Origin of the sequence: Pseudomonas sp. NPDC089408 (genome assembly GCF_044749445.1) — a bacterium.
Lineage (GTDB): Bacteria > Pseudomonadota > Gammaproteobacteria > Pseudomonadales > Pseudomonadaceae > Aquipseudomonas.
Window position 1 is genome coordinate 20,109 of the sequence record NZ_JBIVHY010000017.1, and the last position, 18,104, is coordinate 38,212.

Sequence of the window (18,104 nt, forward strand, 5' to 3'; positions counted from 1 at the left end):
TGGCAAACGGGGCGCTGCATCGTCCTTGTAGGAGCGGCGGTTCGCCGCTGCGACTTGCCCTGCGATGGCTGCGCAGCAGCCCCGTTTCTCGGATCAGCGCTTGAGCAAGTCCAGCGCCACGTCCACGATCATGTCTTCCTGACCACCCACCATCCTGCGCTTGCCCAGCTCGACGAGGATGTCCACCGCCTTGATGCCGTAGCGGGCAGCGGCCACCTCGGCATGGCGCAGGAAGCTCGAGTAGACCCCGGCATAACCCAGCGCCAGGGTTTCGCGGTCCACCCGCACCGGGCGGTCCTGCAGCGGGCGCACCAGGTCGTCGGCAGCATCCATCAGCGCATACAGGTCGGTACCGTGGTTCCAGCCGAGCTTGTCGGCGGCGGCGATGAACACCTCCAGCGGCGCGTTGCCGGCACCGGCGCCCATGCCGGCGAGGCTGGCGTCGATGCGGTCGCAGCCCTCCTCCACCGCGGCGATGGAGTTGGCCACGCCCAGGCTGAGGTTGTGGTGGGCATGGATACCGGTGGAGGTCGCCGGGTCGAGCACGGCCTTGACCGCACGGAAGCGCGCACGGATATCATCCATGTTCATCACCCCGCCCGAGTCCACCACGTAGATGCAGGTGGCGCCGTAGCTCTCCATCAGCTTGGCCTGCTGCGCCAGCCCCTCGGGCGTCTGCATGTGGCTCATCATCAGGAAACCGACGGTGTCCATGCCCAGCTCGCGGGCGTACTCGATGTGCTGGCGAGAGACGTCCGCTTCGGTGCAGTGGGTAGCCACGCGCACGATGCGGGCACCGGCGTCGTAGGCGTTTTTCAGGTCATGAATGGTGCCGATCCCTGGCAGCAGCAGCGTGGCGATCTTGGCGTGGCTGACCGCGTCGGCTGCTGCTTCGATCCATTCGAGGTCGGTGTGGGCACCGAAGCCGTAGTTGAAGCTGGAACCCTGCAGGCCGTCGCCGTGGGCGACTTCGATGGAGTCGACCTTGGCCCGGTCCAGGGCCGTGGCGATGGCGCGCACGTCGTCCAGGGAATACTGGTGGCGGATGGCATGCATGCCGTCGCGCAGGGTCACGTCGGAGATGTAGAGTTTCTTGCCGTTCATGCCAAAGCTCCCATCGCCAGGGCCATGCGCTCGGCGGTGGCCAGCGCGGCGGAAGTCATGATGTCGAGGTTGCCGGCATAGGCCGGCAGGTAGTGGGCGGCGCCTTCGACTTCGAGGAACACCGAGGTCTTGAGGCCAGTGAAGGTGCCCTGGCCGGGCAGCTTGAGGTCGCGCACCTGTTCGAACTGCACCTGCTGCTTGAGGCGGTAGCCCGGCACGTAGGCCTGCACCGCGGCGGCCATTTCCTCGACGCTCGCCGCCACCTGTCGCTCGTCGGCGGCGTCGCTCAGCACGTACACCGTGTCGCGCATCATCAGCGGCGGCTCGGCGGGGTTCATGATGATGATTGCCTTGCCCTTGCTCGCGCCGCCGATCACTTCGATGGCCTTGCTGGTGGTCTCGGTGAACTCGTCGATGTTGGCGCGGGTACCGGGGCCGGCGGACTTGCTGGCGATCGAGGCGACGATCTCGGCGTAGTGCACCTTGGCCACGCGGGAGACCGCCGCGACCATCGGGATGGTCGCCTGGCCACCGCAGGTGACCATGTTGACGTTGGTCGCCTGCAAGTGCTGCTCGAGGTTGACCACCGGCACGCAGTACGGGCCGATGGCCGCCGGGGTCAGGTCGATCATGCGCAGGTCGGCCTTGTGCTGGCGCAGGAAGGCGTCGTTCTTCACGTGGGCACCGGCGCTGGTGGCGTCGAAGACGAAATCGATGTCCTTGAACACTGGCAGGCGAGCCAGCCCTTCGACGCCTTCGTGGGTGGTGGCCACGCCCATGCGGGCAGCGCGGGCCAGGCCGTCGGAGGCCGGGTCGATGCCGACCATGGCGGCCATTTCCAGGTGCTTGGCGTTGCGCAGGATCTTGATCATCAGGTCGGTGCCGATATTGCCGGAACCAATGATGGCGACTTTGCGTTTCTGGCTCATGGGGATCTCCATCACTCGCCGCTGAAGGTCACGCCGACACGGCCCAGGCCGTCGATCTCGGCTTCGAAATGATCGCCCGGCGCCACCGCCACCATCGGCCCGAGGGCGCCGGTGAGGATGATGTCGCCAGCACGCAGTGGCTCGCCCAGGCGCGCCATGGTGCGGGCCAGCCACACCGCGGCGTTGAGCGGGTGGCCGAGGCATTCGGCGCCGCTGCCGCTGGACACCAGCTCACCGTTGCGGGTCATGCGCATGGCCGCACCGCGCAGGTCGAGGTCGTGCAGCGGACGGGCCGGGCCGCCAAGCACGAAGCAGCCGCTGGAGGCGTTGTCGGCCACGGTGTCGGCGAAGCGGATGTTCCAGCCCTGGATGCGGCTGCCGACGATTTCCAGCGCCGGCAGCACAAGTCCGGTAGCGCCGATCACGTCGGCGAAGGTGGTCTGCGCGCTGGGCAGGTCATGGGCCAGCACCAGGGCGATCTCGGCCTCGATCTTCGGCTGCAGGACGCTGGCGTACGGCACGCTTTCGTTATCGCCATAGCACATGTCGGCGAACAGGCTGCCGAAGTCCGGCTGGTCGACACCCAGCTGGGCCTGCACCTTGGGGTTGGTCAGGCCGATCTTGCGGCCCACCAGGCGGCGCCCGCCTGCCAGGGCGTGGGCGACGTTCAGGCGCTGGATGGCGTAGGCCGCCTCGGCGTTTTCCGCACCGATGGTGTCACGCAGCGGGGCGATGGCCTCGCCCTGCTGTTCGGCGCGGCGCAGGTCGGCAGCCAGGCGCTCGAGGGTTTGCGAATCGATGGTCATGGGGTGTACCTCAAATCAGTGCTGGAGGAAGTCCAGAACCAGGCGGTTGAAGGTGTCGGCGTGTTCCCACTGGGCCCAGTGGCCGCAGTTGTTGAACACGTGCAGTTCGGAGTTGGCGATACCGGCGATCAGGCGCAGGCCGACGTCCATCGGCACGAAGCGGTCGTTGCGCCCCCAGATCACCAGGGTCTTGGCCTTGATCTCGCCCAGGCGTGCGCCGAAGTCGGGGAATTGCTTGGGGTTGGCAGCCAGGCTGGCGACGAAGTTGTCGAGGTGATCGCGGCGGCTGAGCATGTTGTCCAGGCGGGTCTGGAACAGCGCCTCGGTGAGGTCGCTCGGGTCGTAGACGAAGACGTTCATCATCTTCTTCAGGTTGTCGATGGTCGGCTCACGGTACAGCGCGTTGATCAGCTTGATGCCTTCGGTGGGCATCGGCACGAACGGGCTGGCGCCACCGGTACCACCACCCATCAGGACCAGTTTGCCGACACGCTCGGGGTAGCTCAGGGTGAAGGCCACGGCGCTGTGACCGCCCATGGAGTTGCCGAGGATATGCACGCGCTCCAGGCCCAGCACATCGAGCAGGCCCTTGAGCGCGGTGGCGTTGAGGTCCGAGCGTGAGCTGCGGCAGACGATCGGGTCGCTCTTGCTCCAGCCCGGGCAGTCCATCAGCACTACGCGGTAGCCGGCGGCCAGCAGCGGTTCGATGTTGCGGTTGAAGTTGGCCCAACCACTGGCACCAGGCCCGGAGCCATGCAGCATGACCACGGTCTCGGCGCCCTCGCCGAGGTCGTTGTAGTGCACTTGCAGGTCGAGCTCGCCTTCGCGGATGCGGGCGAAACGGCTGCTGGCGGCTTCACTGATAGAGATGCTGGTCATGATGGAAGTCCTCCGTTGATCAAGTAAGGGAATGGGCACTGAGCGAGCCAAAACCTGCGATCCACTCGGGAATCGGCCGGTAGTAGCGCTCGCTGGCCTGGTAGCCGCCGAACGCGGACAGCGCGGCGAAGGCCGCCACCCAGGTCTTGACCTCGTGGGTCGACTTGCCGGCCAGGGTCGACAGCTCGGCATTGGCCATGGCATCGAGTTCCCCGAAGCGGCGCTGCTCGAGCAGGTCGAGGAAGTGGTTGTCCCAGGTCGGGTTGAGCGGATGCAGCGTGTTCTGGTCGCGCACGAAACCTTCGGCGGCGCTGATCACCCGTTGCTGGCGGGCCTGGCGCTCGTTGGCCGGCAGGTCGCGGCCACTGCCCATCAGGCGATCGGCCATGCGCGCATCGACGTGGGCCAGCTCCGGTACCGGCGGCTGGTGCGACAGGCCACCGGAGCCGAGAAACAGCACGCGCTTGCCGGTGGCCCGGGCGAAGCGCCCAATGGCCTCGCCAAGCAGGCGGGCGCGGGCGAAGCTTGGCAGCGGCACCGCAACGCTGTTGATGAACACCGGGATCACCGGCTTCTCGGCGAGCCCGCCCAGCAGAAACTCCAGCGGCTGGGCAAAGCCATGGTCGACCTGCATGCGGTAGGACACGGCAGCGTCCAGGCCGGCTTCCAGCACCGCGTCGGCACAAGCCTCAGCGACGTCGCGTGGCACGTCGAGCGGGCCGGCGGCACTCTGGAAATCGCCGATGGCGGTGGCACCCATGCCGATGCAGAACGCCGGCATGACATCATAGAAAAAGCCGTTGTAATGGTCCGGGGCGAACAACACCACCAGCTCCGGGTCGAACGCGGCGATGCGGGCACGGGCTGCGCCGATCACCTCGTCGACCTCGGCCAGCACGGCTTGGGGCGGGTCGACATAGCCAACCAGCGGGGTATGCGACAGGCAGTGAAGATAGGCGCTCATCTCACGCCACCTTCGCTGCCAGCGGCGCCTGCTGGGCCGCCTGGGGTTGCGCCGCCAAGGCGCGCAGCAGGGTATCGCTGGCCTGGCCAATGGTCTGCGGGATGGCCACGGCGCCAACGAAACGGTCCGGACGCAGCAGGGCGATGGACACCGGGAAGCGGCCGAACCACTCTTTCAGGCGGCCCGTGCTGTCACCCACGCGGATGACCCCATCCGGCACTTCACGCCCGGCCTTGAGTTGGACTTCCGGCAGCACCTGGATGAAGCAGGTCCCCAGCGCGCGCCAGGCATCAATCTGGGCAGCGCTCAGGCCCCAAAGCGGGTCACTGCCCCAGGCGATGACGGCGAAGTTGCTGCCGATGATGTCGTCGAGCAGGCGGGTTTCGCCGGACTCGGTGACCACCTTGGGCTGGATGAACATGCGCCCGATCGGCGAGTCCTTGCTGTTTTCCACCGCTGCCAAGGCACCCTTGGTGTATTGCGGCATGGGCTTGAAGCGCATCTCCAGGAAGTAGCGCTTGACCGCCGGCAGGTAGTTCAGCGCCCACGAGATACCGTCACGCAGCGCGCCCTGCCAGCGCTTGGGCGGCGCCAGCACATGGCCGGCCAGCACAGACAGGTCGATCATCGCCTTGGCGTGGTCACGGCGCTCCTGCTCGTAGGTGTCGAGCAGCCCTTCGCCAGCCAGGCCCTTGGCCACCAGGGCCAGCTTCCAACCGAGGTTGCTGGCGTCGCGCATGCCGCTGTTGTACCCCTGGCCCTGCCAGACCGGCATGATGTGCGCGGCATCGCCGGCCAACAGCACCCGCTTGACGCGGAAGCGGCCGGCCAGGCGGGCGTTGTGGGTGTAGACGCGCTTGCGGATCAGCTCGACGCGGTCCGGGTCTGGCAGCACCTTGGCCAGCAGCCTGCGCATGTTCTCGGGCTTGCCCAGGTCTTCTTCGGTTTCCCCCGGCATCACCATGAACTCGAAACGCCGCACGCCGTGGGGCAGTGCCGCCGAGACATACGGGCGCACCGGATCACAGCACAGGTAGACGTTGGGCGTGCCGAGCGGGTCGTTGGCGATGTCGATGACGATCCACTGGTTGGGCGCGGTCTTGCCTTCGAAAGAGATGTCCAGGGTACGGCGGATCAGGCTGTTGCCACCGTCACACGCCACCAGGTAGCGGCCGCGCACCGTTTCCTGGCGGCCTTCGGGACCGTTCATGCGCAGGCTGACGCCCTGCTCGTCCTGCTGGAACTCCACCACATCGCGGGAAAACAGCGTGCGCACATTGGCGAAGCGTTCCAGGCCCCGATGCAGCACGGCATCGACCTGCGGCTGGATGAAGGCGTTGCGGCGCGACCAGCCAAACTCGTCGGTGGTCGGCTGGATATCGGCGAAGCAGCGGCCCTTGGGGGTCAGGAAGCGCATGGCGTGCCACGGCGTGGTATGCGGCAGGACCTGCTCGACCAGGCCGATGGCCTGCACGGTACGCAGCGACTCGTCATCGATGCCGATGGCGCGGGGGTAGTCGATCAGCTGGTCGAGCTTCTCGATCTGCAGCACCTGCACCCCGGCCTGGCCGAGATAGTTGGCGATGGCCAGCCCGACGGGGCCTGCGCCGATGATCACCACGTCTGCGGTGTAGTCGGCCTGGATGTGATCTGGATGCGGCTTGTTCATTGTTGTAATCCTCGACACTGCCCACGGCGGCCCGGAAAGTTTCCAGGCAAGCCGCGACCGTCCTCGCGCAGGCAGGCGCAAGGGGGATGAACGGGCGTTTTGGCTGGTACGGGTGTTAGCGCATCGGCGCTACGCTTTGGTATTGGAAGGCGCAGGCACCGGGTAAGGACGACAGGCAGGCATGGCGCATGGTGTTCCCCCTTGTCAGGGCATTTGTAGTTGTTGCGGCGAGTATAGGAATGGCGCTGCCAGCTCGACAATGAAAAACCACTCACTTGTGCACTTAATGCACATCTTTGTTTTAATTGAAAAATATTGTCAAAACTCAGGCTAGCTGCGAGCGGCACCTCAAACCACGCGAGAGGGTTGAGGCGCGAAACCGCAGCGCGGCCGGTACTGTCGATCTATTTGTCCAGCGCAACCTTGTCGTGCAGCGAGACTGATCAGAAGCTGTAGTTCAGCTGGAGCCCCAGGCCGTTGACCGTACTCTGGTAGGTGGCGCTGTAACCCGGACGCAGACCACCCTGTGACGTGGCCTGGGATACCTTTACCGGGTCTTCGTGGATGTAGCCGTATCCCAGATCCAGAGAGGTCTGATCGGTCATCTGCCAGTTCAGGCCCATAGTGAAGATCTTGCGGTCCCCGGTCGGCGCGCGGGTGGAGCTGTATTGATTCGGCATAGGGGTCGGCTCATAGGCGATGCCTGCACGAACCTTCCATGCTTTGTTCAGGCGATAGGCTATGCCCGTGGAGAACGACCAGGTATCCCGCCACTTCAGCGTTTCGACGATAGTGCCAAAGTCGCCGTAGGCCCGTGGTACACCGGAGTTCAGCACCCGCAGCTCCTGCACTTGGCTCCAGCGACTCCACAGCGCGCCGGCGGAAATATCCAGGCGATCGTTGATCCGCCAGGTTGCCGAGGCATCGATGGATTCCGGCGTGGTGAATTCCAGGCTCGCATCATATTTGCCGTTGAGGCCCGGCAGCCCCAGCGCCGGAATCGGTGACAGCAGCCCGTTGGCGCCGGATACCTTGGTCTTGCCCTTCAAGTTGAAGTCCACCTTGGAGTGATAAGTCAGCCCAAGGGTCAGGTCATCGAACGGATCGAACAGGATGCCCAGGTTGAACCCCAGGGCAGTGTCGTTGCCGGTGACTTTGACCGTACCGTCACCCCGCCCGCCCACCGCGTTGTTTGCGATCTTGCTTTCGAGTAGCCCGTCGATGTGGTTGATCGTAGGTCCGAACCCCACGGACAGCCGATCATTGATCCGGTAACTGACTGTCGGCTGCAGTGTGATGACCTTCACTTGAGTCTGCGAGCTGCGGTAGCGTCCTTGGAAGCTGCTCTCATAATCCGTGCTGCCGCCAAAAGGTGCATAGGCTCCGAAGCCCACGTGCCAGTCATCGTTGAGTTGCAGGGTGTAGAAACCCGATGGCACCACAATGGGATTGGGCACCATATCGCCTTGCGAAGTGCCTGACACGCTGCTTTCGACCTTGCTGATGCGCGAACTCACATCGATGAAACTGACACCGCCACTGATGTGCTGACCCGCCAGGCGCGACATCCCTGCCGGGTTGCCATAAACGATGGACGCATCCTGAACGTCAGAGGCTCGACCGGAATAGGCCTTGCCGGCTGAACCAATGCTCTGTTCGTTGATTTGCAGGCCGTTGGCCAGCAGTTGAGTGGAGGTGAAGCATAGCCCCAGCACGTAAAGCTGATTCTTTATTTTCATGACCTGGCTCTTGTTATTATTTGAGTACCGGGGAGAAAAACCCCGGGGCACCGCGGGTGAATCTTCGGATTCAATGGTCAGCAGCGGAATCGGCAATGGAAGGTGGCCCGCTGACTCAGCGCTTGCGCATCCGCTCGGCCAGCGCACCGATCGGTCGCCCCATGCTGCGTCGTAACCGTTGCGAAAAGGATTCGCCCTGATAGATCGGCGCGGGCGTCACGACTTCATTTGGCTGGCGGTACTGCGGGAACAGACTCAGCGCATGGCCTCGGTTGATGCCGTACATGATCGTCGGCGACCACATGTCCAGGTTCTCCAGCGTGCGGCATTGCAATGCCGTGGCGGCTGCAGGGGCGAAGGGATAGTCACTACCGAAAAGAATGTGCGACGGTTCCACCAGTTCCTTGAGCACCGCCATGGAATAAGGTGAAGGCGACAAAGCCGTGTCGTAGTAGAAGCGGCGGATATAGGTCATCACGCCTTGCGGCACCTGCTGCTGGAACTCTGGAAGCATGTTGGCCAACGACACACGCCAAGCCACGAACGGCAGGAAGCCGCCGGAGTGGGCGAGAATCCAGCGGATGCCGGGATAGCGCTCCATTGTTCCGCTGAGGATCAGGTTGACGGCTGCGCGGGTGGTATCGCAGAGAAACTCGATGAGAAAACCCGGTGTCTGGAGACCGATGCTTTCGCTGGTCTGGTGCATGTTGGGGTGGATCAGCACCACGGTTTTGCGACGATCCAGCTCGGCCATCAATTCGTCGAACCGCTGATCGCCAAGAAATACCCCATCCGTACTGCCCAGCAAAACAATGCCCTCGGCCTTCAACAGGTCAAGCGCATGCACGGCCTCACGGCATGCTGCATCAGTAAATGGCATCGGCAACACCGCGAAATTACCGAAGCGATTGGGGTATCGCGTGCGCATTTGCGCGGCGAAATCATTGCAGCGCCGCGCCAGTTCGCTGGCCTGCTGGACGCCTTCGCCGAAGTGAACGCCTGGTGCCGAGAGTGAAGTGATTGCCCGCTCGATCCCGTTGGCATCCATCAATTCGATGGACTTCTCCGGTGTCCAGTCTGGCAACGGCGCTCCGGCAACCTGGTGTAATCCTCTGGCATTCATGGCTTCGACGAATGCGGGCGGAATGATGTGATGGTGGACGTCGATACGGCCTTGCTTGACTGACATGCTGACTCTCTTGGTTGGGCTTCAACCGAGCAGTTGCGGTTCCTGCGCTCGATGTGGCGGGCAGAACAAATTAACTCTAGAGCTCAATATTGAACACTAATGTTCAATTCTGTCAATCGTCGACGAACCCAGATTTGCTATATTTTGAACGCGATTGTTCAATGCACAGAAATTTTCGTCGGAGCTCATTCCTTTGAAACTCACTCCCGTGCAGAAGCGCATCCATGAGGCAGCGATCCGGCTGTTTGTCGAAAAGCGTGTCGAAGAGGTCAATGTCAGCGAACTGGCCCAGATTGCTGGCGTGGCCCGCGGCACGATCTACAACAACCTCAACTCGGTGGAATCGCTGTTCGAGGATGTCGCCAGCCAGCTCAGTGCCGAAATGAATGACAGGGCCGCTCGAAGCGCGGATCCCGAAGCGACACCTGCCGTTCGCCTGGCAACCGGTATCCGCCTGTATATCCGCCGCGCCCATGAAGAACCGCACTGGGGTGGCTTCATCGTACGATACGGGGCCAGTAACGAGACGCTACAGCAGATGTGGAGCGGTCCGCCCATGCACGATGTGCTAAGCGGCCTGACAAATCAGCAGTACAGCTTTCGGCAGGAGCAATTGCCTTCGGTGATGGCGCTGATCGGTGGAGGCGTCCTGGGTGCGACGATGCTTGTACTTCAGGGGCAAAAGACCTGGCGCGAGGCGGGCTCAGACATGGCCGAATTCGTGCTGAGAGCGCTCGGCGTGCCGGCCGATGAAGCGCGAAGCGTTGCAACCCAGGATCTCCCGACACTCGCGATCTGATGTTTTTCTAGCAAGACTTTGCCCGCCTTCACGCCGCGGGCAGGGCTTGCGCGTCCTGCTTTCCCACCTGAACATCCCACCAGTCCCAGATTGCCCTCCCTGCTTTTGATCGGCGACATCCCTGACAGACCGGGCTTCTCATCGGCCGCTCAAAAAACGCAATTGAACACTATTGTTCAATAATGAACTTGAGTGTTAGAGTCTTTTCAAGGTACCAACCCGCTGCCCGGGTCGAATTGACTCACGCCAGGAGCTGACAATGAACAATAAAGAACCTCTCCCCGCCTTGACCTCACGAACGGTGCAAGTGGGTCGACGACAGATATTCATCAGCGAAACGGGGATCGGGCATCCGTTGTTGATGCTTCACGGTGGCGGCGCGGGAGCGTCCGGCCTCTCCAACTACTCGCGCAATATCGAATCACTGGCCGTGCAGTTTCGGGTCATCGTCGTCGACATGCCCGGTTATGGTCGATCCACCAAAGGCGTGGATCGCAAAGACCCGTTTGGCGATCTGGCGGGGGGCGATGCTTGGCCTGCTTGATGCCCTCGACATCAGTAACGCCCATGTGGTGGGCAACTCATTGGGTGGTGCCTGCGCCCTGCGCATGGCCCTGGATGCACCTGGCCGGATATCGGCACTGGTGCTGATGGGGCCCGGCGGCGTCAACACCACTCGCAGCCTGCCGACGCCCGGTCTCAAACTGCTGCTCGACTACTACAACGGCGAGGGTCCGACACTGGCCAAAATCACCCGATTCATCCGCGAATACTTGGTGTACGACGGCAGCCAGGTCAGCGACGAGATGATCCAGGAACGTTACGAGGCCAGCATCGATCCGCAAGTCATTGCCGCACCACCCCTGCGCCGCCCCATTGGAATCCCTCGTTTTTCGCGCTGGGACTTCACTCGCGACTCACGTCTCAAGCATTGCCAGGTTCCGACCTTGGTGCTTTGGGGCACGGAGGACAAGGTCAACCGTCCCAGCGGCGGCGAGGCCCTACGCAGCCGCATGCCCGATTGCAATCTCTACCTGTTCGGCAGAACCGGGCACTGGGTGCAATGGGAACGCGCGGACGAGTTCAATGCCGTGACCCTGGCTTTCCTCATCAGCCGTTCTGCACGCTGAGCCGCTGCCATGAACACTCAAGTGATGACCACCCGTACAACGCCGGACATTTTTGGTGCCAGCAGCATGGGCTACGCGCTGATCGAATCCTGCCACCTCGATCAATGGCGTGAGTTACTCCAGCATGGCATTGGCCTGCATTTGGCCTTCTTTGACGAACAGACCCTGGCCTTTCGCATGGATCAGCACCAACGGCGCATCATTGTCCAGCGTGGCCGGCAGGAAGACTTTCTGGCCGTGGGCTGGCAATTGCGTGACCAGGCGACCCTCGACGAAGTCCTCAATCGCTTGCAGCGCCTGGGTATTGAGGCGCATCCCGGACAACCTGATGAAGCCGCACATCGCGGGGTGAAAAAATTCTGGCGGGTGCTTGGCCCCAAACGCATGGCCGTCGAACTGTTCTGGGAGCCGCTACTGACAGACAAACCACTGAACATGCTCAGTGCTGGCTTCATTACCGGTGCGGCCGGAATGGGCCATCTGGCGATCACCTCACGCAAGCCACAACAGATGCAACGATTCTGGGAGGAAATATTCGATGCCCGAATCAGCGACCATATCGTCGAGCGCATTGCTGGACTGACGCTGGATATCGATTTTCTCAGGGTCAACGAGCGTCACCACTCTATCGCTATCGCGCGTCTGCGTGGCCTGCCAATGGATCCGATACGCACCCGCGTGCAGCACATGAACCTGTTGACCACGTCGGCCGGCGAACTGACCGACGCCTATTTGCGCTGCCGAAAACTCGGCTTTGAAATGGCACATGAAATCGGTGAACACCCGAATGACCGTGAGCAATCCTTCTACGTCATGAGCCCTAGCGGATTCGAGCTGGAACTGGGTTGCAACGCCATGGTGGTCGAGGAAGCACAGTGGCGCACGACGTCATATCAGGGCATCAGCCTCTGGGGCCATCGCCCGCAGAAAAGCGGTACCTGGCACACGCTAATCAACAATCTGGGCAACTTCATCCGCGGCATGCGCTCGTTGCTCAAACCTGAGTATTCACCGCTCTTGGAGAGGCATCCTCATGAACAATAATAACGATTCGGTACCAACCGTCGATGTGATCATTTCTGGCCTGGGGCCGACTGGAGCAACGCTGGCGCATCTGCTGGGCAAACGCGGCCTATCGGTGCTGGTACTGGAGCGCGAACCGACGTTCTACGGCAATGCCCGGGCGGTCTACACCGATGACGAGTGCATGCGCGTCATGCAAGCTGCCGGTATTGCCGCCGAACTGGCGGTCAATATGCAGGTCGATACGCCGGCGCAGTGGGTGCTCGCCAGCGGCAAGATTCTGGGTCAATACTGGCGCCTCGATCGCCCTTATGGCTGGCCGATCATCAACTTTCTATACCAGCCCTGGATGGAAACCACCCTCTGCGACCTACTCAGTCGTTATCCCAATGTGCGAATTGCACGTGGGCGTGAACTCACCCGGTTCGAACAGGATGAGCATGGCGTTACCGTGACCCATCAGGCCACCAGCACCTTCCGCTTCAGCGAGGCGAGCGATGAGCGCACTGAATCCGAAATCGATCCCGACCCGCAGACTGTTCGCGGGCGGTATCTGGTGGGTGCGGACGGTGGCCGCAGTACCGTTCGCGAAGCCTTGGGCATTGCCATGAGCGGAAAAAACTTCCCTGAACCGTGGCTGGTAGTCGACCTGGAGATGAAAGAAGGCGAGGATGCCCTGCGTCACTTGCCCTACTTCAGCTTCATCTGCGACCCGGATTGCCCGACCGTCTGCTGCCCGCAGCCGGGACGTTTCCATCGGTTCGAATTCATGCTGATGCCCGGCCAAACCCGCGAGCAGATGGAAGATCCGACGGTGGTGCGCAACCTCATCAGTCGTTACGTCGATCCGGACAAATTCGAAGTCAAGCGCAAGCTGGTCTACACCTTCAACGCTTTGGTGGCGAAGGATTGGCGCAAGGGCCGGGTGTTGATTGCTGGCGATGCGGCGCACATGACTCCACAGTTCATGGGCCAAGGCATGAGCTCCGGGGTACGCGATGCCTACAACCTGGCTTGGAAGATCGACGCCGTGATCAAGGGTCTGGCAGGTGATCGCCTGCTCGACACGTACGGCACCGAACGCTTCCATCATGCCAAGGCGATGATCGACATCTCGGTACAAATGAAAGATTTCGTTTCGATGTCCAGCCCGGTTTCCAGCATCGTACGCAACCTGCTGGTCAAGACCGTCCTGGCAACGCCATTTCTAGGGCGTTACGTGCGTGAGGGCCGATTCAAACCAGCCCCGTCCTATGCCCCGGACAGCTATCTGGGCATGCCGCGGCGAAGTCGGCACTCACCTGAAGGTCGGATGATCCCGCAACCCGAAGTCCGCACCTTCAAAGGCCAGCGAGTATTGCTCGATGATCTACTGGGCGAAGGTTTCGCCTTGATCGGTCTTGAGATCGATCCACGCGCACACTTGAGTCAGACCTCCCGGCAGCTGCTTGAGATCCAGGATACGCGCTTCGCCACCCTATTCCCGTTCGGCACTCGCCCACAGGGCGCCGATATCAAACGCACCAATACCAGTGAACTACTCGAGATCGAGGACGTGCAAGGCGAGATGGTCGCTTGGTTCAGGCGCTCGGGTTTTTCAAGCGGAGCGGTCGCAGTGGTGCGCCCGGACAAGTTCACCTTCGCCATGGTCGAGGCCACCGACTTGGATCGGGCGATAAACGAGCTCAAGTTCCAGCTGCAGTCGAGCCCTCGGGAATACATCACCACTCCCCTGCACCCGCTCCTGAGGGAAAGCGCATGAGAGTTTTCCATAAAGCATCTGCAAGGCGCAGCGTTAGCATTGGCCTCTGCACGCAAGCAACGCGAACCGGTCGAGACTGCTAGTCGCCGCGAAAGGCGCACCAGAAACTGTGTGCAGAACTGCGAGCCCTATGGCCAGATACATAGCTGAAGAGCGTAGCGTGAAGGCCAGATCTGAAAAGGCATTGACTCTACTGGATGCTTAGACAGGGTGATATTGGAGGAAGCGAGCAGCTCGCATCCTCCTCATACTTGTTAGCAGCGAGTAGGAATGACGAATCAGCACTTACACCGTCGCGCTTCGCTCCCGGAGATCCATGTTCAAGATCCGATCGTTCTCGCTGTAGTCGACTGGGCAGTCGATCACGTGCACGCCCGGGGTCTTGATGCAGTGTTCCAGCAGCGGCAGCAGGCCTTCGGCGCTTTCCACGCGGTGGCCGTTGGCACCGTAGGCTTCGGCGTATTTGACGAAGTCCGGGTTGCCGTAGTCCAGACCGAAATCGGTGAAGCCCATGTTGGCCTGCTTCCAGCGGATCATGCCGTAGCCGTCGTCACGCAGTATCACTACGGTGACGTGCATGTTCAGACGGACTGCGGTTTCCAGTTCCTGGCTGTTCATCATGAAGCCACCATCACCGCACACCGAGATCACCGGGCGGTCCGGGTACACCAGGTGCGCAGCCATCGCCGATGGCAGGCCAGCACCCATCGTCGCCAGGGCGTTGTCCAGCAGCACGGTGTTGGGCTTGTGCGCCTTGTAGTTACGGGCGAACCAGATCTTGTAGATGCCGTTGTCCAGGGCCGCGATGCCTTCGGATGGCAGTGCACGACGGATGTCGGCGACCAGCCGTTGCGGGTAGACCGGGAAGCGGTTGTCGTTGGCGCCTTCGGCGATCTGGGCTTCGTTCGCTTCACGGATGGCCATGAGGCGGGTGAAGTCCCAGTGCGCGGTATCGTTCAGCGCTTCGCTGATCTGCCAGACGGCGTTGGCGATGTCGCCGATCACTTCGACCTGCGGGAAGTACACGGCATCGACTTCGGCGGAGCGGAAGCTGATGTGGATCACTTCGGTGCCGCCACGGACCATGAAGAATGGCGGCTTCTCGATCACATCGTGGCCGATGTTGATGATCAGGTCGGCGGCTTCTACAGCGCGGTGAACGAAGTCACCGGACGACAGCGCAGCGTTGCCGAGGAAGCGTGGGTGGCGCTCGTCGACCACACCTTTACCCATCTGGGTGGTGATGAACGGGATCCCGGTCTTGTCGATCAGTTGCTGGAGGACTTTGGCAGTCATCTTGCGGTTGGCGCCGGCACCGATCACCAGGATCGGGCTGCGTGCGTTCTGCAGCTTTTCAACGGCGGCTTCAATCGACTTGTGCTCGGCCAGCGGGCGGCGGTGCAGGCTGCGCGGGACCGGCAGGGCATCGGTCTGCTCGGCGGCGATGTCTTCCGGCAGCTCCAGGTGCACGGCGCCCGGCTTTTCTTCTTCAGCCAGGCGGAACGCTTCGCGCATACGCGCCGGGATGTTGTCGGCCGAGGCGAACTGGTGGGTGTACTTGGTGATGGGGTCCATCATGCCGCACACGTCGATGATCTGAAAGCGGCCCTGCTTGGACTTCTTGATCGGTTTCTGGCCGGTGATCATCATCATCGGCATGCCGCCCAGGTAGGCGTAAGCACTGGCGGTCACCAGGTTGGTCGCGCCAGGGCCGAGGGTCGACAGGCTGACGCCGGTCTTGCCGGTCAGGCGGCCATAGGTGGCCGCCATGAAGCCCGCGGACTGCTCGTGGCGGGTGAGTACCAGCTTGATCTTCGACTTGCGCAGGGATTCCAGCAGGTCGAGGTTTTCCTCACCCGGAATGCCGAACACATACTCGACACCTTCGTTTTCCAGGCATTGCACAACGACATCGGCGGCCTTGGCCATTTTGCTTCGTACCTCAGATTTTGCTTCGGATTGGAGATCACATCGCCCGCTGTGCAGGCGATTAGGTTCAGTCAGCGTGGGGCGCTGACATCGGTCTGACCGGTGGCAAGCAACGCACCTCGGACAAACCCACTGCGCAGGCTGCGTTCGACGAACTCACGCACATAGGCAGCCGCCGCATCATTGCCCCTGGGCACCGCCATGGCCTGGCGAATGGCGGTGAAGGCGCCATCCAGCACCCGATAACGAGCGTCACCGTCCGCCACTTTCTGCAGGGGCTGGCGAACACCGGCAGCCGCGTCCAGGCCTTGGTCGATAAACAGGTCGACGGCGCCAGCCGAGGTTTCGGCTCGAATCAGCTCGGCATGCTCTAGTGTGCGGCTCAGGTACAGGTCGTAAGCCGCGCCTTTGCCGACGGCCAGGCGAAGGCCTGCAGCGTCCAACTGATCGACGCTGGCGAACGGCGCATCCTGCTTCACCAGGTAAGTACCCTCGATCAGCACGTAGGGCTCACTGAAGAAGATTTGCGCTTCGCGGACCGGTTCGATGGCCAAGAAGGCCAGGTTCCAGGCCCCCTCCTCCAGCGCGGCGAAAACTTTGCCGGCGGCATCGAAGGTGCGCATCTTCAAGGTTACACCGAGCTCTTCGGCCAGCGCCTTGGCCAGTGCGACCGATACGCCCTGGGGCTCGCCGTCGGGACCGCGCTGAGCTAGAACCGGATTACCAAAATTGATAGCGGCAGTGAGGACGCCGTTAGGGGCCAGTTCGGCCAAGACTTGCTGGGAGATTGTGGTAGACATTCGGTTCTCCATTGTCTGTGAGGACCTCTTTGCGGCTGAAGAGGCTCATACAGGACCGTGCTTTTCCTGCTATAGCAACTTCGGCCGCAAATGGGCCTTACCAGATGGGTAAGGTGTACGACACGATCAAGCGATTTTCATCGGTGCCGCGGGCAAAATTGGAGCGATACGCCGCATTACGCCAGCGAATGCCCACGTTCTTCAATGCGCCCGACTGGAACACGTAGGCGATATCGGTGTTGCGTTCCCACTCGCGACCTTCCTCGCTGCTGGTGGCAGGATCGGCATGGTCGCCTTTGACGTAGCGGGTCATGAAGGTAAGGCCGGGGATGCCAACCGAGGCAAAGTTGTAGTCGTAACGCAACTGCCAAGAGCGTTCGCCCGGCTCGGCGAAGTCGTTGAGCTGGATGTAGTTGGTTAGGTAGGGGTCAGTACCGTTGAGGAACGGCATCGACGTATCGCCGTTCATTTTCTGCAGCCCCAGACCAAAGGCGTGGCCACCCAGGCTGTAAGTGAACATGCCGCTCAACGCACCGCTGTCGATAGCACCGCCTTTGGCGGTGCCCGTATCGTCGCTGAGCATGTAGCGCAGGTCGCTCTTCAGCTTGCCCGGGCCGATGCTCCAGCTGTGATTGACGCCGAAGAAACTTTGTCGGTAGACGTCCTGCAGCTCGGCATACTGGTAGCTCAGGGTCAGTGTCTTGCTCAGCGCATAGTCGGCACCACCGATCCAGTAGTCATCCCCTTCCACAGCCCCAGCAAAGCGCCGGTTCTTGTTGTTGAGGGTGATCTTCTGCGCATCAGTGGAGTCGCGGTCGGTCATGCGGTTGAAGCGCGCGCCGGTAAAGGTCAGGCCGTCGATTTCGTTACTGGTCAGCAGACCACCCTCAAAGGTCTGCGGCAGGATGCGTCCGGTGTTGGCCTGCACGGTCGGCAGCTTGGGGATCAAGGTGCCGTACTTAAGCTCGCTCTGCGACACCTTGACCTTGGCAGTTAGGCCCAATCGGCTGAATTCGTCGGCCGCACGGCCGTCATCGTGAACCGGCAACAGGCCGGTGCCGGCGCGATCGGGGCTTGAGTCAAGCTTGATGCCGAGCATGCCCAGTGCGTCGAGGCCGAAGCCGACGGTGCCCGGCGTGTAGCCGGAGCGAAAATCCAGCAGAAAGCCTTGGGCCCACTCTTCACGCTTCGACTGCGCACTACCATCGCGAAAATCACGATTCAGGTAATAGTTCTGCATCTGCAGGTTGAGCTTGCTGTCGTCAACGAAGCCCTCGGCACTTACAGCGCCGACGATCATGCAAGGAGAAAGGGTGACAAAGGTACGCAGGATGTTCTTATTGTTGTGCATCTGGCGATTTCCATCTGGTTGGCATGAGACT

At 61.9% G+C, this 18,104-nt stretch carries 16 protein-coding genes and 1 pseudogene; 6 read left to right on the forward strand and 11 right to left on the reverse strand.

Annotated elements, in window-relative coordinates; translation table 11 throughout:
- Positions 1–93 precede the first annotated feature (93 nt).
- The 8 genes from mhpE to ACIP02_RS22220 all read right to left on the reverse strand — a co-directional run bounded on the left by mhpE (position 94) and on the right by ACIP02_RS22220 (position 9,279).
- The gene (gene mhpE / locus ACIP02_RS22185; RefSeq protein ID WP_400620614.1) at positions 94–1,104 is read right to left on the reverse strand and encodes a 4-hydroxy-2-oxovalerate aldolase; all 1,011 of its coding nucleotides are present in this window, start codon (positions 1,102–1,104) and stop codon (positions 94–96) included.
- On the reverse strand, positions 1,101–2,033 hold the full coding sequence (locus tag ACIP02_RS22190) for an acetaldehyde dehydrogenase (acetylating) (RefSeq protein WP_400620617.1): 933 nt from the start codon (positions 2,031–2,033) through the stop codon (positions 1,101–1,103). Before ACIP02_RS22190 ends, mhpE begins: the two co-directional genes overlap by 4 nt.
- 11 nt (positions 2,034–2,044) lie before the next feature.
- A complete protein-coding gene (mhpD, locus tag ACIP02_RS22195) occupies positions 2,045–2,839 on the reverse strand; it encodes a 2-keto-4-pentenoate hydratase (protein ID WP_400620620.1) in 795 nt (264 codons plus the stop codon).
- A 15-nt stretch (positions 2,840–2,854) separates the two neighbouring features.
- Positions 2,855–3,718 (reverse strand): alpha/beta fold hydrolase, encoded by an 864-nt coding sequence (locus ACIP02_RS22200; protein ID WP_201176047.1) that lies wholly within the window; start codon positions 3,716–3,718, stop codon positions 2,855–2,857.
- 19 nt (positions 3,719–3,737) lie between these two features.
- Positions 3,738–4,682, reverse strand: a complete 945-nt coding sequence (gene mhpB, locus ACIP02_RS22205) for a 3-carboxyethylcatechol 2,3-dioxygenase (protein WP_400620623.1) — start codon at positions 4,680–4,682, stop codon at positions 3,738–3,740.
- Position 4,683: 1 nt separating this feature from the next.
- Positions 4,684–6,351 carry a bifunctional 3-(3-hydroxy-phenyl)propionate/3-hydroxycinnamic acid hydroxylase gene (locus tag ACIP02_RS22210; RefSeq protein WP_400620626.1) on the reverse strand — a complete coding sequence of 556 codons (1,668 nt, stop codon included), beginning with the start codon at positions 6,349–6,351 and terminating at the stop codon, positions 4,684–4,686.
- A 443-nt stretch (positions 6,352–6,794) separates the two neighbouring features.
- Positions 6,795–8,090 (reverse strand): OmpP1/FadL family transporter, encoded by a 1,296-nt coding sequence (locus ACIP02_RS22215; protein WP_400620629.1) that lies wholly within the window; start codon positions 8,088–8,090, stop codon positions 6,795–6,797.
- Positions 8,091–8,205: 115 nt separating this feature from the next.
- Entirely contained in the window at positions 8,206–9,279 is a 1,074-nt protein-coding gene (locus ACIP02_RS22220; protein ID WP_400620632.1) for an amidohydrolase family protein, read from the reverse strand.
- A gap of 190 nt (positions 9,280–9,469) precedes the next feature.
- Between ACIP02_RS22220 and ACIP02_RS22225 the strand changes: the two are divergent.
- The 6 genes and pseudogenes from ACIP02_RS22225 to ACIP02_RS22250 form a co-directional block, all read left to right on the forward strand.
- A pseudogene (locus ACIP02_RS22225) lies at positions 9,470–9,625 on the forward strand (TetR/AcrR family transcriptional regulator); the annotation flags it as partial.
- A gap of 36 nt (positions 9,626–9,661) precedes the next feature.
- A complete protein-coding gene (locus tag ACIP02_RS22230) occupies positions 9,662–10,078 on the forward strand; it encodes a hypothetical protein (RefSeq protein ID WP_400620822.1) in 417 nt (138 codons plus the stop codon).
- A 259-nt stretch (positions 10,079–10,337) separates the two neighbouring features.
- Entirely contained in the window at positions 10,338–10,622 is a 285-nt protein-coding gene (locus tag ACIP02_RS22235) for an alpha/beta fold hydrolase (protein ID WP_400620635.1), read from the forward strand.
- On the forward strand, positions 10,606–11,208 hold the full coding sequence (locus tag ACIP02_RS22240) for an alpha/beta fold hydrolase (protein WP_400620638.1): 603 nt from the start codon (positions 10,606–10,608) through the stop codon (positions 11,206–11,208). The genes ACIP02_RS22235 and ACIP02_RS22240 overlap by 17 nt, the downstream gene beginning before the upstream one ends.
- Positions 11,209–11,217: 9 nt before the next feature.
- A complete protein-coding gene (locus tag ACIP02_RS22245; protein WP_400620641.1) occupies positions 11,218–12,252 on the forward strand; it encodes a VOC family protein in 1,035 nt (344 codons plus the stop codon).
- Positions 12,242–13,993 carry a bifunctional 3-(3-hydroxy-phenyl)propionate/3-hydroxycinnamic acid hydroxylase gene (locus ACIP02_RS22250; RefSeq protein ID WP_400620644.1) on the forward strand — a complete coding sequence of 584 codons (1,752 nt, stop codon included), beginning with the start codon at positions 12,242–12,244 and terminating at the stop codon, positions 13,991–13,993. Before ACIP02_RS22245 ends, ACIP02_RS22250 begins: the two co-directional genes overlap by 11 nt.
- Before the next feature lie 285 nt (positions 13,994–14,278).
- On the opposite strand, the gene ACIP02_RS22255 is transcribed toward ACIP02_RS22250, so the two are convergent.
- The 3 genes from ACIP02_RS22255 to ACIP02_RS22265 all read right to left on the reverse strand — a co-directional run bounded on the left by ACIP02_RS22255 (position 14,279) and on the right by ACIP02_RS22265 (position 18,073).
- Positions 14,279–15,922 (reverse strand): acetolactate synthase large subunit, encoded by a 1,644-nt coding sequence (locus tag ACIP02_RS22255; RefSeq protein ID WP_400620647.1) that lies wholly within the window; start codon positions 15,920–15,922, stop codon positions 14,279–14,281.
- A gap of 71 nt (positions 15,923–15,993) precedes the next feature.
- Complete coding sequence (locus ACIP02_RS22260; protein WP_400620650.1) at positions 15,994–16,722, reverse strand: transporter substrate-binding domain-containing protein; 729 nt, start codon at positions 16,720–16,722, stop codon at positions 15,994–15,996.
- A gap of 97 nt (positions 16,723–16,819) precedes the next feature.
- Positions 16,820–18,073, reverse strand: a complete 1,254-nt coding sequence (locus ACIP02_RS22265; RefSeq protein WP_400620653.1) for an OprD family porin — start codon at positions 18,071–18,073, stop codon at positions 16,820–16,822.
- Positions 18,074–18,104 lie beyond the last annotated feature (31 nt).

Bases quoted from the DNA above. Each gene is read 5' to 3' on its own strand.
- mhpD (WP_400620620.1), bottom strand. From the start codon at position 2,839: ATGACCATCGATTCGCAAACCCTCGAGCGCCTGGCTGCCGACCTGCGC.
- ACIP02_RS22220 (WP_400620632.1), bottom strand. From the start codon at position 9,279: ATGTCAGTCAAGCAAGGCCGTATCGACGTCCACCATCACATCATTCCG.
- ACIP02_RS22240 (WP_400620638.1), top strand. From the start codon at position 10,606: ATGCTTGGCCTGCTTGATGCCCTCGACATCAGTAACGCCCATGTGGTG.
- ACIP02_RS22200 (WP_201176047.1), bottom strand. From the start codon at position 3,718: ATGACCAGCATCTCTATCAGTGAAGCCGCCAGCAGCCGTTTCGCCCGC.
- ACIP02_RS22235 (WP_400620635.1), top strand. From the start codon at position 10,338: ATGAACAATAAAGAACCTCTCCCCGCCTTGACCTCACGAACGGTGCAA.
- ACIP02_RS22210 (WP_400620626.1), bottom strand. From the start codon at position 6,351: ATGAACAAGCCGCATCCAGATCACATCCAGGCCGACTACACCGCAGAC.
- ACIP02_RS22255 (WP_400620647.1), bottom strand. From the start codon at position 15,922: ATGGCCAAGGCCGCCGATGTCGTTGTGCAATGCCTGGAAAACGAAGGT.
- ACIP02_RS22230 (WP_400620822.1), top strand. From the start codon at position 9,662: ATGAATGACAGGGCCGCTCGAAGCGCGGATCCCGAAGCGACACCTGCC.
- ACIP02_RS22260 (WP_400620650.1), bottom strand. From the start codon at position 16,722: ATGTCTACCACAATCTCCCAGCAAGTCTTGGCCGAACTGGCCCCTAAC.
- mhpE (WP_400620614.1), bottom strand. From the start codon at position 1,104: ATGAACGGCAAGAAACTCTACATCTCCGACGTGACCCTGCGCGACGGC.
- ACIP02_RS22265 (WP_400620653.1), bottom strand. From the start codon at position 18,073: ATGCACAACAATAAGAACATCCTGCGTACCTTTGTCACCCTTTCTCCT.
- ACIP02_RS22250 (WP_400620644.1), top strand. From the start codon at position 12,242: ATGAACAATAATAACGATTCGGTACCAACCGTCGATGTGATCATTTCT.
- ACIP02_RS22190 (WP_400620617.1), bottom strand. From the start codon at position 2,033: ATGAGCCAGAAACGCAAAGTCGCCATCATTGGTTCCGGCAATATCGGC.
- ACIP02_RS22215 (WP_400620629.1), bottom strand. From the start codon at position 8,090: ATGAAAATAAAGAATCAGCTTTACGTGCTGGGGCTATGCTTCACCTCC.
- mhpB (WP_400620623.1), bottom strand. From the start codon at position 4,682: ATGAGCGCCTATCTTCACTGCCTGTCGCATACCCCGCTGGTTGGCTAT.
- ACIP02_RS22245 (WP_400620641.1), top strand. From the start codon at position 11,218: ATGAACACTCAAGTGATGACCACCCGTACAACGCCGGACATTTTTGGT.